General features: G+C 34.7%; 14 protein-coding genes and 1 pseudogene. 14 read left to right on the top strand and 1 reads right to left on the bottom strand.

Annotated features, from left to right (window positions below):
- Window positions 1–6: 6 nt before the first annotated feature.
- The 14 genes and pseudogenes from C5L21_RS06210 to C5L21_RS06145 all read left to right on the top strand — a co-directional run bounded on the left by C5L21_RS06210 (window position 7) and on the right by C5L21_RS06145 (window position 15095).
- Entirely contained in the window at window positions 7–732 is a 726-nt protein-coding gene (locus C5L21_RS06210; RefSeq protein WP_133286194.1) for an SDR family NAD(P)-dependent oxidoreductase, read from the top strand.
- A gap of 202 nt (window positions 733–934) precedes the next feature.
- Window positions 935–1372, top strand: a complete 438-nt coding sequence (locus C5L21_RS06205; protein ID WP_133286193.1) for a hypothetical protein — start codon at window positions 935–937, stop codon at window positions 1370–1372.
- Between the two features lie 161 nt (window positions 1373–1533).
- The gene (locus C5L21_RS06200; protein ID WP_133286192.1) at window positions 1534–1779 is read left to right on the top strand and encodes a hypothetical protein; all 246 of its coding nucleotides are present in this window, start codon (window positions 1534–1536) and stop codon (window positions 1777–1779) included.
- 66 nt (window positions 1780–1845) lie between these two features.
- The gene (locus C5L21_RS06195) at window positions 1846–3210 is read left to right on the top strand and encodes a metallophosphoesterase (RefSeq protein WP_149282318.1); all 1365 of its coding nucleotides are present in this window, start codon (window positions 1846–1848) and stop codon (window positions 3208–3210) included.
- Window positions 3211–3613: 403 nt separating this feature from the next.
- Complete coding sequence (locus C5L21_RS06190) at window positions 3614–4930, top strand: hypothetical protein (protein WP_133286190.1); 1317 nt, start codon at window positions 3614–3616, stop codon at window positions 4928–4930.
- A gap of 159 nt (window positions 4931–5089) precedes the next feature.
- Entirely contained in the window at window positions 5090–5335 is a 246-nt protein-coding gene (locus tag C5L21_RS06185; protein ID WP_133286189.1) for a hypothetical protein, read from the top strand.
- A 210-nt stretch (window positions 5336–5545) separates the two neighbouring features.
- The gene (locus tag C5L21_RS06180) at window positions 5546–8620 is read left to right on the top strand and encodes a type I restriction endonuclease subunit R (RefSeq protein WP_133286188.1); all 3075 of its coding nucleotides are present in this window, start codon (window positions 5546–5548) and stop codon (window positions 8618–8620) included.
- Window positions 8620–10216 (top strand): annotated as a pseudogene (locus C5L21_RS06175) (type I restriction-modification system subunit M). The gene C5L21_RS06180 and the pseudogene C5L21_RS06175 overlap by 1 nt, the downstream one beginning before the upstream one ends.
- The gene (locus tag C5L21_RS06170) at window positions 10209–11423 is read left to right on the top strand and encodes a restriction endonuclease subunit S (protein ID WP_133286187.1); all 1215 of its coding nucleotides are present in this window, start codon (window positions 10209–10211) and stop codon (window positions 11421–11423) included. The pseudogene C5L21_RS06175 and the gene C5L21_RS06170 overlap by 8 nt, the downstream one beginning before the upstream one ends.
- A 206-nt stretch (window positions 11424–11629) precedes the next feature.
- A complete protein-coding gene (locus C5L21_RS09610) occupies window positions 11630–11785 on the top strand; it encodes a helix-turn-helix domain-containing protein (RefSeq protein ID WP_416274413.1) in 156 nt (51 codons plus the stop codon).
- Window positions 11786–12706: 921 nt separating this feature from the next.
- Complete coding sequence (locus C5L21_RS09470; protein ID WP_350028672.1) at window positions 12707–12784, top strand: putative holin-like toxin; 78 nt, start codon at window positions 12707–12709, stop codon at window positions 12782–12784.
- Between the two features lie 371 nt (window positions 12785–13155).
- Window positions 13156–14493 carry a Y-family DNA polymerase gene (locus C5L21_RS06155; RefSeq protein ID WP_133286185.1) on the top strand — a complete coding sequence of 446 codons (1338 nt, stop codon included), beginning with the start codon at window positions 13156–13158 and terminating at the stop codon, window positions 14491–14493.
- Window positions 14483–14851 carry a hypothetical protein gene (locus tag C5L21_RS06150; RefSeq protein ID WP_133286244.1) on the top strand — a complete coding sequence of 123 codons (369 nt, stop codon included), beginning with the start codon at window positions 14483–14485 and terminating at the stop codon, window positions 14849–14851. Before C5L21_RS06155 ends, C5L21_RS06150 begins: the two co-directional genes overlap by 11 nt.
- Window positions 14844–15095: a hypothetical protein gene (locus C5L21_RS06145; RefSeq protein WP_133286184.1), complete on the top strand. Its 252-nt coding sequence runs from the start codon at window positions 14844–14846 to the stop codon at window positions 15093–15095. The genes C5L21_RS06150 and C5L21_RS06145 overlap by 8 nt, the downstream gene beginning before the upstream one ends.
- 297 nt (window positions 15096–15392) lie before the next feature.
- Here C5L21_RS06145 and C5L21_RS06135 read toward each other — a convergent pair whose 3' ends face one another.
- Window positions 15393–15752: a hypothetical protein gene (locus C5L21_RS06135; protein ID WP_194037706.1), complete on the bottom strand. Its 360-nt coding sequence runs from the start codon at window positions 15750–15752 to the stop codon at window positions 15393–15395.
- Window positions 15753–15758 lie beyond the last annotated feature (6 nt).

Here is a 15758-nt window from a genome sequence, read left to right as displayed (position 1 = left end):
GTAAAAATGAAAAATATTGTGATAACTGGCGGTGGCTCAGGAGTTGGATTAGCTATTGCGGAAGATTTAGTGAAGGATAACAAGATAATTTTAGTTGGACGAAACGAAAAGAAATTAGCGCTAGCAAAAAGGAATCTTGGTGAGAATTCCAGTTACGTGGCTGGTGATTTGTCAACAGTAACAGGTCGTAAAAAGGTTGTTGATTTTATTTTGAAAAATACAGATCAAGTGGATGTCTTGATTCATAGTGCCGGTATTTATCCAACTACCAGTAAAGATAATATCGATAATAACTTGCTATCCCATTATTATCTAACTATGTCTCTCTTGAATGTATTGAATGACAGCCGAGTACTTATTGTAACAGGCAATCCCCAAGCAATTAAAGTGGCACCTATTTGTGAAAAACAATTGAATGATATGCTACGTGCAGCGTGGGCTGTGACACATAAAACACTGCTCATGTATTTACTTGCTGATAAGTTAAAAGTCACCGGAACCACTGTCAATAGTTTTTTCCCTGGTGATGTGAAAAGTGACTTAATGGCTTATACAAAGTCATTAACAAATACTTCTGTTCCAGTGGCAAGACTTCTCTCTTTGGACACGAAATTTGATCATGTTACCGGCCAATTTTTTGATGAAAACGGTTTTTCAGTCGATCTCAAATCAGAAAAATACAATAAGAATATTGCAACTAGTGTATTGTCAGAGTATATTACAGAAATATAAAGCGCACTAATTAACTGAACACAACGAACTGCTGAAAAATGCTCCTACATTCTTATTTTATGGACTGAATAAAAACAGTCCATTTTCTTAGCATAAGATCATTACTGGATGCTGTGTTCGAAAATGAGTTGAAAGAGGAATTTAGTAGTTTCAAATCATTAGCACAGGCATTTGATGCCATTAATATCGAAGACCAGGCGTGATGCATAAAGGCCAGCGGAAATGGTCTGAAAACAAAGAGGATGAGTTCCGCAAGCGTTTAGCTAATCAGCTTTACAAGCATTTGGAACAAATTAAAGATACCTCTTTAAGAGATATTGACAAAAATTTATTTGAATTGCGAAGGCAATTTAATAAGCAAAATCAACAAAGTAAAGTAAATCAGTCTAAACAAGCGAGTAGCCCCAAGGAAAAAAATTTTGAAACATATTCATCAAATAGTAATATGTTGACAAAATCAAAGCAGATTGATGGCGCAATGCCAATACTGGGTAGTTCCTTTAATAGAATCAGTCGCTTGTGGCGGCAGAACATTCGTGCTGAAACAAACGCTGAACATCAATTTCTAAGGAATCAAAAGAAAGTTGAACAAGAAAAAGTTCAAGAAGAATACGAGACAGAAATATCAAGAGGACTGTGATAGAAGGTTATTATGAAGTTAAATATCGATTAATTCTATTCATAAAAACGTATGTTATTAAATGAGATACTGTAGGTAAAATAACTTATGGACTTTGAACCAGCTGTATTTGAATTGGAATGCTATAATATTGGTATTAACTATATGGAGATCAAAGCGAATTGAATGATTTACGGAAGCTCGAAAAACTTGAACAAATAATCCAATTTTTGAGTAAGGAATTAGAGAATAATATTTTGAGAGGTGTTTTACGCGAGGCTTATGAAAAAAAATTAAAGGATACAAAATCTGCTGCTAAGATGCTCAAACAATCTAAAAGTATATCTCTCGTCGAGAATAGATTAACAGATAAAAATTTTGAAGAGCTAAAGAAAGCATTCGAATTATTTCCTGAAAACAGAAGATGATCAGTTCACAAAATTATTCGAAAAGGCGATTATTTTAATATTGAGTTTGATATTAAAGCATCGAAAATGATAATTAGAAAAAAAGACAAAATTGTATATTCGGCAATACCATACGACACTGGCAGAAATTATATACAACGGGCAGCTATTTTGACATTTCTTTACCCAAATTCAACGAAAGAATACCTCGTTAACCATGAATCAAATGTAATGAAATACATTACAGAATCGTTAACTCAATCAAGAAAACCTAAAACTTTAGCAAAAAGTTATTATGATGCTATTTTTAGCCATCCATTATTTATGATTCAGATTCTTGGTAGGATGTTGCAGCATGATGAAACCGGTCTTTTATCTGCTAATCTACCAGGAAAATTTTTGTACGATGTAAATTTAAACACTGGGATTACTGGATATTTAGTTGAATTTTTAAAATTTATCATAGAAACCACAAGTGAGCTACCAATTGCTACTGATGGTGAAAGGGTAATACCAATTGAAAACGTTGAAAATAATGAACTTACAACATCCGGATACCACCATGAGTATATTTCTAGTTATTCCAAACCTAATTTCAATTTACTTCCCAACAAAACACAAAATGATATTAGTGAGGTTCTAATGACCTTAGATACTGAGCGAGTCAGTGTTTCAAAACCAATGTTGCATTCGCAGGTAGGAGAAGAATTAAAACGTCTTAGGAAAAACTATATTGCTCATAGTATTTCACCGTCACTCCTAGAACCAATGTTCAAAAATGTTCTGCCAACACGTAATAATAATTCTATTAATGTTGTATCTGATATTCATTCTTTAAATGGCAAATTACCATTTGAAAATGATAATTTTAATATACTTGTAGGAGACTTATCTGATTCATTCGTTGAAAATCCGTCTATCAACGGACTAATGGTTATTGGAAATCATGAATTATCTGACATTATTACACTAAAAAATAATGAAACATTTTTAAAATTTCAAGCAGAATTCCAAAAAGAATTTAAGAAAAAAAGCAGCTTAAATTATTTTGGAGTAGAAGAAATAAAGAATCTAATCAATTCCTATCGAATTCAATTTAATGAGTTTTTGAATGACCAAGATTTCGATAGTTTTGATGAGTTTAAGGAACTATTTTGGTTTTGGTTACTATTTATTTTACCGGACGAATCTTGGCCATACCTGCCTATAGGTGATTCTTCATTTTATGAAGCAATTAAAAGCAGTATTTCTAAACGTTTTCCTAATATGGCTATCCTAAATAACGAAGCACTATATTATCACGGAGTGAGATATATTGGCTTAACAAATCCTGTATCTTTGATCAAAAGAAAACTAGAAGTTCAGAAATTCATGTTTACATCACTTAAGAATTTGCTAGGGACAGATTACACAACCCCTACAATTATTATTTCCCATGCACCTTTGTTCTAATGAGTTAAGTATGCTTTCATCCCAAAGTATGGCTTACAGTTCTGAGAACAACTGTTCATTAGACAAACTGTATAAACTATTTGAAAACTACAATATTATTGGAGCGATACACGGGCATCATCACATACCAGCATCAAAAGGCAGGTCAAAATCTGTCAATTTTAGGGGTAAACAAATGTTCATCATCTGTTCTATTTACTCAAAAGTAAATACCGGATTAGAATTACAAAACATAATTGGCGAAATACAACATGTGAATAAAAGATTAACTTAAATAAAAACATAATAACTTTTAATTAAAAAAATATTGAATTAAATTATAGGATTATCTACGTAAATGAATAAAATAAACATAGTTTATTTTTTTTAGTTTCGGGGGTATTAGATTATGGAGAATAAATTCATGCGTAAACAATATTCAAACTTTACTTTAAGATCTGAATTTAGGTATCCCATTTTTGTCAGACTACAAACCCTAAGCCCTCAAATGCTTAAACAAAATAAACTTCCCAATAAAGATAAGGTTTCAGGATTTATCAAAAAAAATAAAACGGGGACATTTTTAGAATTGCCAAATAGTGTCGCTGACAGAATGATAGAAAGATGGACTAAAGAATCACACAAAGAAGACGAAGATTTATACAATGAAGAAACTTGGTTTGCTGAAACGTGGGATGGAGCGTTAAAGTTTACTTTGCGACTTTGCAAATATAGTTCATCCTCAAGTTCTATCAATAATTTTCATCAATCAAAATGGGAAATTGAAGACTTTAGTATTTCAAGTAGTTTTAGTCTAGAAAAAAAAGTAACAAAAGCAGGATTTGATTTAGATAATGCTGTAAATTGGTTTGGTATAAATGGGGCACTTTCAGGATTTGGGCAAATAAATTCAACAAAAACGTCAGAAAGTGAAATATTTTCCGATTTAAGATTTGAAAATCAAACATTTTCGTTAACCGTGCTGACTGGATTCAGTAAACAACAAACAGAAATTTCCTATGAGCAAAACCTTTCAACTATTTTGATTGTTGATTTTGAAAAAGAACAGACGAGGAGTTTTACATTAGAATTATCCAGTCAAATTCGTAATTTATTGCAAATAATAACCAATCAAAAAATTGGTATTAATCGATTTACGCTAGGTATGCAAAAAATAGGAAAACCTATAAGCGTAAATGGATCAGTAATAGGTTATGAAAGGGACGATAGACGAGAGAATTGGTTTATTTCAAACACATTTTTACCAAAAGAAGAAAAACTCATCAATCACGAGATACGATATAGTTCTATAAAAAAAGATTTTCAAACTATTTTGGAATCTTGGTTTACTTGTACAAAAATTCAAGTTTTAGCAGAAAACTATCTAAACTCGAGTTTTTATGAAGTGCCAGTCGGAACTACATTAGTAATGTTAATTTCTGGAATTGAGACTTTTTTTGCAGGAGAAAAATATGAAAATTCAGGATCAGAGTTGTCTGCTAAAGGTAAATTGCAACACCTTATTAAGTTAACCCCTGATTGGGAGAATTTTTTTGGGGACAGTTATCAAGCTGAAATGGAAGAATTTTCATCCTTTTTGATTGATAATAGAGTTTATAGAACACACGGTACAAAACGTAAACGTGTCGTATATATCGAACGTGAACTAATTTTCCCAGTAAAAAAATTGTCAAATATTTTGAGAAAATTCATTCTTTCTCAGATAGATATACATTTTTAATTGGTTATAATGGGACAGATTGTAAAATTAGTGAAATAATTAAATATAGTTTAACGCGGTAGAAATATTTTATTCACGCATCGTTTCTAGCTAGTCTTTTATATTAAGTTTGTGTTTACAACAAAAACGCTCAGTTTTTATGTGTAGAAAAAAGGAAAAATGAGGAACGAATTTTTAACAAAAGAACATGCAAGTTGGTTGGCAAATTCATTGCATAAAAACATGCTATCCGATATTGAGGTGGAAACAGAAATACTTGCAGAACGATTGGTCGATAGTTTAAGAGATTACGGAGTGGATTACACAAGCATGATTAGAACTTTGTATGGCGCTCTTGAAAGTGACTCATCAAGAAAGATTGCAAAGCAAAATAAAGTAATCGAATCATTCATCAAGAGAGATTAAACGAGGCATACCAATTTTCGTTAACATAATTATTACTATCATAAGCTAATCTAAAAAAAGCCTTCCAAGGCTTTTTTATTTAATAGTTGTCCAGCAAACATTGTTTTGTATACTTTTCGTGTCATAATAGAAGGAGCAAAAATTACTTACAAAATTCATCTTACATGCTATTTCGTAAATATATTTTATCAAAAGAAGGATCTTTTAATTATGCCCTCAGAAATATCAATAGAAAATCAATTTATCTATATTTTAAGTGAGCAAGAGAATCAATGGCGATTTAGACCTGAACTACAAACAGAAGCCGATCTTTGGGCTAACTTTAGAAACCATCTTAATCGTTTAAATACAGCCTTGTTAGAAGGTGACCTCTTAACAGATGTTGAGTTTGACCGTGTAAAAGTTGAATTTTTGCGTTTAACCAGTTCACCTTTCTTAGCGTCACAATGGTTGCGAGGTGAAAATGGTGTTGCTCAAATACTGTTAGAACGAGAAACAGGTGAGCGGATTAGCCTTGAAGTATTTCGCAATAAAGACATTGCCGGTGGCTCCTCAGCGTATGAGGTTGTTCATCAAATTGTGCCAGATACAGAACGCAGCACTAGAGGTGATGTGACACTGTTGATTAATGGGTTACCCATTATTCATATTGAACTAAAAAAAGAATCTGCAAAAGATGGTTATATGCAAGCTTATCATCAGATTCAGCGGTATGCTCAAGATGGTTTCTTTAATGGTATTTATGCGGCAACGCAACTTTTCGTTGTGTCTAATAAGGTCGAAACAAAATATTTTGCTCGTCCCAGTGAAGATACTGATGCCGCTTATCAGCAAATGACTAAATTTTTGTTCAATTGGCGTACAGAAGAAAACATACCGGTTCCTGATTTGTTTGATTTTGCTCGTATTGTTTTGAGAATTCCTGATGCCCATGAATTAATTAGTCAATATACGATTTTGGTTGATGATCAGAAAAGCCAAAAGTTTTTAATGGTTCTTCGACCTTATCAAATTCATGCCATTCGAAAAATTAGAAAACAAGCCGCGCTGCATGAAGGTGGTTTCATTTGGCATGCGACTGGTTCCGGTAAAACCATTACCAGTTTTGTGGCAACAAAGTTGTTAGCGCAGAATGCAATTGGCGTTGACCGCACAATCATGGTCGTCGATCGTAATGATTTAGATTCTCAAACGCAAGATGAATTTACAAAGTTTGCTTCAGAATATCATACTGGACAGACGACGGGGAACAGCGTTAGTAATACTTTGATTGTCGGGATTAAGAATCAGCATCAGTTAGCACAACAGTTGTTGTCCAAGAAGAACAACAACACGATTATGATTACAACCATTCAAAAGCTTTCAGCAGCAATGCGCTCCGCCCAGGCAGAAAGTGAAGTCAAGGGTCATAACCAATTTGATCGTTTGCGAAAAGAGCATATTGTTTTCATAGTTGATGAAGCGCATCGCGCCGTCAGTGATGAAGAAATGCGGCGCATTAAAAAAATATTACCAAATTCGACGTGGTTTGGCTTGACTGGCACACCTATTTTTGAGGAAAATAAAAAGCAAGAAAACGGAACGTATGCCAGAACTACCGAACAACAGTATGGTGATTTATTGCACGCTTATACAACCAAAAACGCCATGGATGATGAGGCGGTACTAGGATTTCAAGTGGAGTATCATTCATTATTACCTGAAGGTGATCAAGAAGAAATTGTTGCACGAGTAAACCATGACTATGTCCCTGATACGTTAGTTGAACAAGAGCGTTTGTTACCAAATGAAATTTACGAGACAGATCAACACATTCGTGCCATGTTGCTCAAAATATTTGATCGTCGCAGTCTGATTAAAAAGTTTAAGGTGCAAAATGGTTATCCAACTATGTCTGGCATCTTGACTACTCATTCTATTACGCAAGCTAAAAGAATCTATGCTATGCTGCAAAAAATGAAGCAAGAGAGAACATTGATAACGGGACGGCCATTTGATGAACGTCATCAACTCGTAGATCCTGATTTTCCTCGAGTAGCAATTACTTTTTCGACAGATCCTGATCAACAAGACAAAGATCATACAGATGATGACCTACTCCGAATTATGGCTGAGTATTCAAAACAATATGATACACCAGCTTATACAGACGAAAAACGATATAACCAAAATATCAACAAACGTTTAGCACGAAAAGAAAAGCAATATCAATCCGATGGGCAGTGGGTGGATTTAGTCATTGTCGTTGATCGCTTACTGACTGGTTTTGATTCACCAACAATTCAAACATTATATGTTGATCGTGAAATGAGGTATCAAAAATTATTACAGGCATTTTCTAGAACTAATCGTATTTACTCTGGTAAAGATGCAGGTATGATTGTGACGTTCCGTAAGCCAGAAACGATGAAAGAAAACGTTCAAGATACTTTTAGATTGTTTTCTAATGAAAACCAAAATTTTGAGGCACTGGTACCCAAAGAATATAGCGACGTACGAACTGAGTTTGACGATTTAGTTAATCAGTATTTCCAATCAGAAGTTATTTTAGAAGAAAATCCCGGGCATTTACCAAGTATGATTGATCAGGTCAAAGCCTATCAAAAGTTGGAAAATGCCTATAAAGCCTTGAAGAGCTATGATGATTATGAAAATGAAGCCGATGATTTGGCACCGGTTATTAATCAATTACCGACATTCCAAGGGAAAGCAGAAAATCTAAAAGCTGAGATTAAGCAGAAAATTGATGATAGTGACGATGACCAAGTAGATATCGATAAATTATTAGCAGACATTGTATTTTCATCAACACAAAATGCAACTCATAAAGAAAACGTTGATAGCTTTTATATTAATCAGTTACTCAAAGCAATTCAAGATAAGGAAGCAGGGGCACTAGCAAAGTTTGATAAAGAAATTCAAGCTAAAGATCCCGTAGTCCAGCCTATGTATCAAGAATTAAAAGCGAAGGTTCTTGACAACGATGATCAAGTTGATGTGATTGCCTTAAAAGAGCAAGTGATTCAGGCACGTATATCAGAATTAACTGAAACTCAAGCAAAAGAATTTGGGTTATCGCTTGAATTTCTAAAATCGGCAGCCAACGAATATAGCAGTGATAAACAAGTTATTCCTTATTTATCTGATATATTAGAGACAATGACTTTATCAAAAGCAGACTTTGAGTCTCAAACTGGTGAAAAATATCGTAAGCGTACCAAGATTATCGAACAACGCTTACGTGAACGTTTTGATCTTATTCAAAAGTGGAAAGAAGAATTATAATGGCAACAGGGTTAGAGCAACAACTATGGGCAGCAGCAGATATTTTACGTGGCAAGATGGATTGCCAGTGAGTATAAAAATTATTTATTAGGACTGGTTTTCTATAAGTATCTGTCTGATTCAGAATTACGAGAAGTATATGAACAAGAAAATGGTCAAACGACAGACTTTCCTGCACGTAGCGTTCAATATAAAACATTGATTGACTGGTTTGAAGACGATTCAGAAGAACTAACCGAAATTATTCAACTACAAAAAGGCTTCTTCATCAAACCAAGTCAATTATTCTACACCTATCGTCAGCAAGCAGATCGTTATGAATTTAATCTAACGGACTTGCAGGCTGGCTTTAATGAATTAGAGCGACAAGGTGATCAGTTCAAAGGCTTGTTCGCAGATATTGATTTAAATTCAACTAAGTTGGGGTCGAATGCACAACAACGCAATGTGACAATCACTGAAGTATTGCGTGCATTGGACGAGATTGATTTATTTGAACATGATGGTGACGTGATTGGTGATGCCTATGAATATTTGATTGGTCAATTTGCGGCAGGGGCTGGTAAGAAAGCGGGAGAATTTTATACACCACAAGCAGTATCACGCATTATTTCAGAAATTTCCGCAATTGGACAAAAAGATCGTGCACCATTTCATATTTATGATCCGACCATGGGATCAGGATCTTTGATGTTGAATATTCGTCGCTACTTGTCAAATCCTAAGCAAGTTCATTATCATGGTCAAGAGTTGAATACAACAACCTATAACTTAGCACGCATGAACTTGATTTTACACGGTGTTGATCAAGATCGTATGAATCTAAATAATGGTGATACATTAGATTCGGATTGGCCAACCGAAGAACCACATCAATTTGACGCTGTTGTCATGAATCCACCATATTCAGCAAAATGGTCAGCGGCAGATAACTTTTTATCAGACCAACGTTTCGAGCGTTTTGGTAAACTGGCACCTAAGACAAAAGCTGACTTTGCCTTCTTACTGCATGGTTTCTATCATTTGAAAGATAGTGGCACAATGGGTATTGTTTTGCCACACGGTGTTTTGTTCCGTGGTGCAGCAGAAGGCACTATTCGTCAGGCATTACTAGAAATGGGCGCCATTGATGCGGTGATTGGTTTACCAGCTAACATCTTTTATGGCACAAGTATCCCAACAACGGTCATTATCTTGAAAAAGAACCGCTCAAGTCGTGATGTCTTGTTTATTGATGCGTCACAAGATTTTGATAAGCAAAAGACACAAAATGTGCTCTCACCAAAACATATTCAAAAGATAGTTGCAGCGTATAAAGAACGAACTGATACTGAAAAGTATTCACATGTCGCAAGTTATGATGAAATTAAGGAAAATGATTTCAACCTAAACATTCCAAGATATGTCGATACCTTTGAAGATGAGGCGCCCGTAGATTTGGTAAAAGTCAGTGATGAAATTGCGAAAATAGATCATGAGTTGTCAGAAAAGCAATCAGACTTATTAGCAATGATGAACGAATTAGCAGTTAATAAAGATAGTCAGTTAATCATTGAATCAACTACGCGTATTTTGGCAGGTGGAGATCATGAGTAAGCAAACACCTCAAATTAGATTTAAGGGTTTCACAGACGATTGGGAAGAGCGTAAGTTAGGGGACGAAGTTCAAATAGTTATGGGACAGTCTCCTAATTCAGAAAATTATACTGACAACCCTAATAATTATATTCTTGTGCAAGGTAATGCTGACATGAAAAATGGGCATGTTTTCCCAAGAGTATGGACAACTCAAGTTACTAAACAAGCTGAAAAAAATGATCTAATTCTAAGTGTCAGAGCACCAGTTGGAAATATTGGTAAAACAGCTTATAACGTGGTTATTGGTCGAGGTGTCGCTGCCATCAAAGGTAATGAATTTATATTTCAAAGTCTTGGTAAAATGAAGTCTGACGGATATTGGACTAGATATAGCACTGGATCAACATTTGAGAGTATTAATTCTACTGATATCAAAGAAGCTATAATCAATGTCCCTGCAGTTGAAGAACAGAGTAAAATAGGTTCGTTTTTTAAAGTAATCGATGACACTATCGCTCTTCATCAACGTAAGTTAGATTTACTCAAGGAACAGAAAAAAGGCTTCTTGCAAAAAATGTTCCCTAAAAATGGCGCAAAAGTTCCTGAACTGCGATTTGCTGGTTTCACTGACGATTGGGAAGAGCGTAAGTTATTAGATAATGTAGATAAAGTACTAGATTATCGTGGTAAAAGCCCAACTAAATTTGGAATGGAATGGGGTACAGAAGGATATCTCGTTCTTTCAGCTTTGAATGTAAAAAATGGATACATTGATAAATCTGCTGAAGCAAAGTATGGAAATCAAGAATTATTTGAAAGATGGATGGGAACCAATATATTAGAAAAAGGAGATGTTCTTTTTACAACAGAAGCCCCTTTGGGCAATGTGGCTCAAGTACCTGATAATAACGGATATATATTAAATCAACGAGCCGTTGCCTTTAAATCTTCAAAAGAAACGGACGATAATTTTTTTGCACAATTACTAAGAAGTCCTATTGTTCAAAATATATTAAATGCGAATTCTTCTGGAGGAACTGCAAAAGGGATTGGAATGAAAGAATTTGCTAAACTTTATGCTCGTGTTCCTAAAAAAATTGAAGAACAGAGTAAAATCGGTTCATTCTTCAAACAATTAGATGACACCATCGCTCTTCATCAACGTAAGTTAAATTTGCTCCAGGAACAGAAAAAAGGCTTCTTGCAAAAAATGTTTGTACAGTAACCCTCCTATATCAATTCAAGTTAACATAACAGCTGTCAATACAAGTTAAACAGTAGATCTAATTTTTATCTTTAAGGTCTGCTTTTTGATTTGTATTATTCATGCCAATAAAATATTTATGTTGATTACTCAAATTAGAAACGTATTTCTATTGATAATAATGTTGATTAGAGATATATTTATCCTAAGAAAGAATTAAATTAATTTTGGAAGATGGAATAATCATCTTGAATATATCTGAAATAATCAAAAGTCAACGTACTATGAAAAATTTGACCCAATCTCAACTGGCTGACGAACTATTAGTTTCAAATAAGACTGTGTCCAATTGGGAAAACTGGCAAGACGTTGCCAGATATTGATAGTCTTATTCGTATAGTTCATTACTTTGATTAGTCGTTAGATAGCGTTATCAAGGAAGGATCTGATGTTATGAACGATTTACACCACAAAGAAAATTCTTACCATCTTCAAAAAAAATTGGCCATAATTGACAAAATTATGGTTACCTGTTTGATATTGATCATGCTGAGCGTTATGCTCCTATTGGTCACTAGAGATAATGGAATCATTATTTTCTTTAGCACAATATTTGTTTTATTCGTCTCACTAATATTAATTATTACATCTATCTATCGATATTGGATTGCTTACCCTAAAGTTCCTGGATTACGAGAGCCTCTATTTGTGCCTAAAACTATTGGTTTAGGGTGGGCTGTTAATCCTAGAAATAAGTTGGGAATGTCTATAACAATTCTAACTGTTTTACTAATTATAATAGTTTTTGGAACAATTATTATTCAAATGGTGTCATCTTGAATAAGATTCCAGTTTAATTTCAGATATTTTTTACTACCAGTCGATATAGTTTACTTATTGACTTATGAGCAAGTGTAACCCTTCGAGTTTGATTCTTTTAACGTCAAAATTGTAAATGTAACAAATCTTGACAAAACTAGACCAATTTAAGTTAACATAACACGTGCTATCATAAGTAACGCTATGGCAGGCTTTTCAAGGCCTGTTTTTTGTTTGTGAAAAAAGATAATTCACAAACTTATTTCTACCTTATTTTTGTTGTTCACAAAGTCACCATTTATCTAAATTTCACAAGTCAATCCATTTTAGACCAATTCATATTTTGCATTATGATATACTGTTAAAAGCAAACAAGTTAAGATGGTGGCTATCCTGAATGGAGGTGGTGCTTATGGTGTTAAAACTGTAAACCCAGATTCTAGGAAAGGAGAGGCCTTGTGTCCGTATCGGATGCATTACAGCTAATGATTAGTTTTGGGATGTTTATCCTATCTTTAATCACTTTAGTTGTTGTGTTGATCAAAAACAGCGCAAAAAAATAACCATTCTTAGCTTTGGATGAGCGAATGGTTATCAATTTAACTTAAAAGCTTAGCCACCGTCGAAACGGGTTTGCTAGGAGTCGTAGTTCGCGCTACGGCTCTTTTTCTATGTCTTTATTATAGCACAAAATGTATTTTTGGAAAATTATTGACAATTGACTAAATAAAAAAACTGACTAGGGAGTTAGTCAGCTCTTTTATAAGAGAGAATGGAAATAAATTGTGGAGGAGAGATAGTCATATACAACTGACTATAAACATATTATAAAGCTACAAAGTTAACTGAAAATAAAAGAGAATTACTTCTTGCTAAAGGGAACGTTTGTTCGTATAATAAAAGAAGAGTCCATTACTTATTTGAGGTTATAACGATGATTGCAAATAAAGAACCATTAGCCATATCTGAATACAACTATCTGAGTGAAAAAAGACGCGTTTTCATGCTGATTGATTCCAAAAGTTTTTACGCTAGTGTTGAAAGCGTGAAACGCGGACTTAATCCATTAAAGTCTATCCTGGTCGTGATGTCTGAACAAGCAAATACTAATGGGGGCCTAGTATTAGCGGCTTCGCCAATGGCAAAAAAAAATTTAGGAATTACTAATGTCATGCGACAAAGAGACTTGCCTCAAGACCAACGTCTTGTCATTACTCATCCAAGAATGAATCTATATATTCAAGAAAATTTGAAGATAAACCAGATCTATCGGGAGTATACCACTGAAGATAGGGTATTACCTTACTCAATTGACGAATCTATTCTTGATTTGACAGAGACCTGGGAATTTTTTGGACCAACACCAGAACAAGTAGCACGTCAGATTCAAGAGCGGGTCAGAAAGGAAACGGGTATTTATTTAACGATTGGCATCGGTGATTCGCCTGTTTTGGCTAAAATTGCGCTGGATATTGAAGCTAAGCATGACAAGCAGCTCATGGGCGTATGGCATTATGATGATGTGCCCAATAAATTATGGCCAATCACCAAGTTAAATGATATTTGGAGCATCGGCAATCGAACAGCAGTGAAACTTGACAAAATGGGCATTCATTCAGTTTATGACATAGCGCATCAAGATCCTTATTTTTTCCGCGCTAAACTTGGTATCATTGGGGAACAACTGTATGCTCTGTCTTGGGGCGTAGATCGTACTGAATTGACAGATGTCATTGTCCCCAAAAGCAAATCTTATAGTAATTCGCAAGTTTTACCAAGGGACTATCATAAGCGTGATGAGATTGAAGTGGTCATCAGAGAAATGGCTGATCAGGTAGCTTCCAGAATCCGCTCACACAAAAAACAAACCTCATTAGTTAGCCTCTTCATTGGTTATTCATTTGCTGAAGCTGAAAAGCAGGGTTCGCATGGTTTCAGGAAACAATTACGCATACAGCCCACCAATGATACTCGAAATTTGATGCAGATCATGATCACATTATTTGAAAAGTATTGGCAAGGCGAAGTCATTCGTAACATTGGCATCGACTATGGCGGATTAATTGATGATGTTGGGGTTCAACTTGATTTGTTTAGTCAGCCGGAAAAGCAAATTAACAGTAATAAAATTGATAAAGTAGTTGATGAACTACGAAAAAGATTCGGCACAACCGCTATCATGCGTGCAATGTCGAAAACAGAAGGAGGAACAGCCATTAACCGCGCTACTTTAGTTGGTGGACACAATGGTGGAAATTCTTATGACGGATGATTTTAGTAAAATGGTGACCAATTATTTTAAAAATGACTATCGAGAACGCGGCAAAATTAAGTGGAATGGTTACTTTCTGTCAGATCATACTGCACGCTTAAATAATGACGAAAAAAAGAGACATACTGTAAACAAAAGATTACCAAGAATGCCTCTAAAAGAAATTAAGCATCAATTGCAGTTTGCCACCACAAATTATTTATTAACGACTGTTCAGACAGACACACAACATGCCAATGGTGATATGTTACCTAATATTACCGGCCTTGTTTCTGGCTTTACTGACCGTGGTGTTGTCATTGATCAACAACAAATACTTTTTGAAGATATTAGAGCAGTGGTAATTTCCGATGACTGAGTTAGACAAAATTGTTCAAGATATTGCTAAGTTGTTTACTAAGCAAAAGAATACGTTATATGCTGTCCGTATCATATATGAACCGTACAGCGATGAAGTTAATATCTTCTTTGAATACCATAAAATAGGGTTTGCAACAACTTCCAAACAGGTGGGCCGCTTAAATGGCAGCTATCGAGAAAAATTAAGCGTCATCAAGCAAGAATTGCAAGAGCGTACCAAATTAACCGTAACAACTAATTAAGGTACCTATCTATTGTCTACTTTAGGCAGAGATATTGTTGCTTGTTTAAGCGGACAGAACTTATGATAATGATAGTTTGCTACCAGGTGTTCTAACCGAATCAATGCAGGAATCGAAATATTAAACCACTGTGCTAGTCTTACTCGTGAGCGAATGGTAATTTGGTCAGGCGCATAGCGTCGACTGAGTTCTGCCGCGATTAGAACAGCTTTGCCTGGTTCAGGTAAAGCGTCATGACGACGGTGGCTATCATTTCTATAACGTTTAAGGTATTCCCGGTAATTCATAGTCGTTCCTCTATGTGGCGTTATCTTGATATATGGTACAATAGTGGGGGTTGGTAAGAGGCGTCTTATCAACCATGCGCTCTGGGTCTTGGATAATTTTATCCAAGACCTTTTCTTGTGTTCTCAGTGTTTTCTTAATTGCCATGTCAAAAAGAGACTGAGTAACAAAATAATTGCAATGCCGAGAATTAATATTAGGATGACAGTTAATTGAGTGATACCAATCCAATGAATCATCAATACCAACGTTAATATTGATAGGTAAAATGCCCAAAAATTGATGATATGGCCCGTAAAAAGAATCACTAAATATATCAAGTAACCTAAAATGTGGCCAAATAACCAACAGACAAACATTGCTAATAAGCATAAACAA

Source organism: Leuconostoc citreum (assembly GCF_004354555.1).
Lineage (GTDB): Bacteria > Bacillota > Bacilli > Lactobacillales > Lactobacillaceae > Leuconostoc > Leuconostoc citreum.
This window is presented reverse-complemented; position numbering and strand designations above follow the sequence as displayed.

Excerpts from the sequence above, each read along its gene's own strand:
- C5L21_RS06210 (WP_133286194.1), top strand. The coding sequence starts at position 7 with ATGAAAAATATTGTGATAACTGGCGGTGGCTCAGGAGTTGGATTAGCT.
- C5L21_RS06205 (WP_133286193.1), top strand. The coding sequence starts at position 935 with ATGCATAAAGGCCAGCGGAAATGGTCTGAAAACAAAGAGGATGAGTTC.
- C5L21_RS06195 (WP_149282318.1), top strand. The coding sequence starts at position 1,846 with ATGATAATTAGAAAAAAAGACAAAATTGTATATTCGGCAATACCATAC.
- C5L21_RS06190 (WP_133286190.1), top strand. The coding sequence starts at position 3,614 with ATGCGTAAACAATATTCAAACTTTACTTTAAGATCTGAATTTAGGTAT.
- C5L21_RS06185 (WP_133286189.1), top strand. The coding sequence starts at position 5,090 with ATGAGGAACGAATTTTTAACAAAAGAACATGCAAGTTGGTTGGCAAAT.
- C5L21_RS06180 (WP_133286188.1), top strand. The coding sequence starts at position 5,546 with ATGCCCTCAGAAATATCAATAGAAAATCAATTTATCTATATTTTAAGT.
- C5L21_RS06170 (WP_133286187.1), top strand. The coding sequence starts at position 10,209 with ATGAGTAAGCAAACACCTCAAATTAGATTTAAGGGTTTCACAGACGAT.
- C5L21_RS09470 (WP_350028672.1), top strand. The coding sequence starts at position 12,707 with ATGATTAGTTTTGGGATGTTTATCCTATCTTTAATCACTTTAGTTGTT.
- C5L21_RS06155 (WP_133286185.1), top strand. The coding sequence starts at position 13,156 with ATGATTGCAAATAAAGAACCATTAGCCATATCTGAATACAACTATCTG.
- C5L21_RS06150 (WP_133286244.1), top strand. The coding sequence starts at position 14,483 with ATGACGGATGATTTTAGTAAAATGGTGACCAATTATTTTAAAAATGAC.
- C5L21_RS06145 (WP_133286184.1), top strand. The coding sequence starts at position 14,844 with ATGACTGAGTTAGACAAAATTGTTCAAGATATTGCTAAGTTGTTTACT.
- C5L21_RS06135 (WP_194037706.1), bottom strand. The coding sequence starts at position 15,752 with ATGCTTATTAGCAATGTTTGTCTGTTGGTTATTTGGCCACATTTTAGG.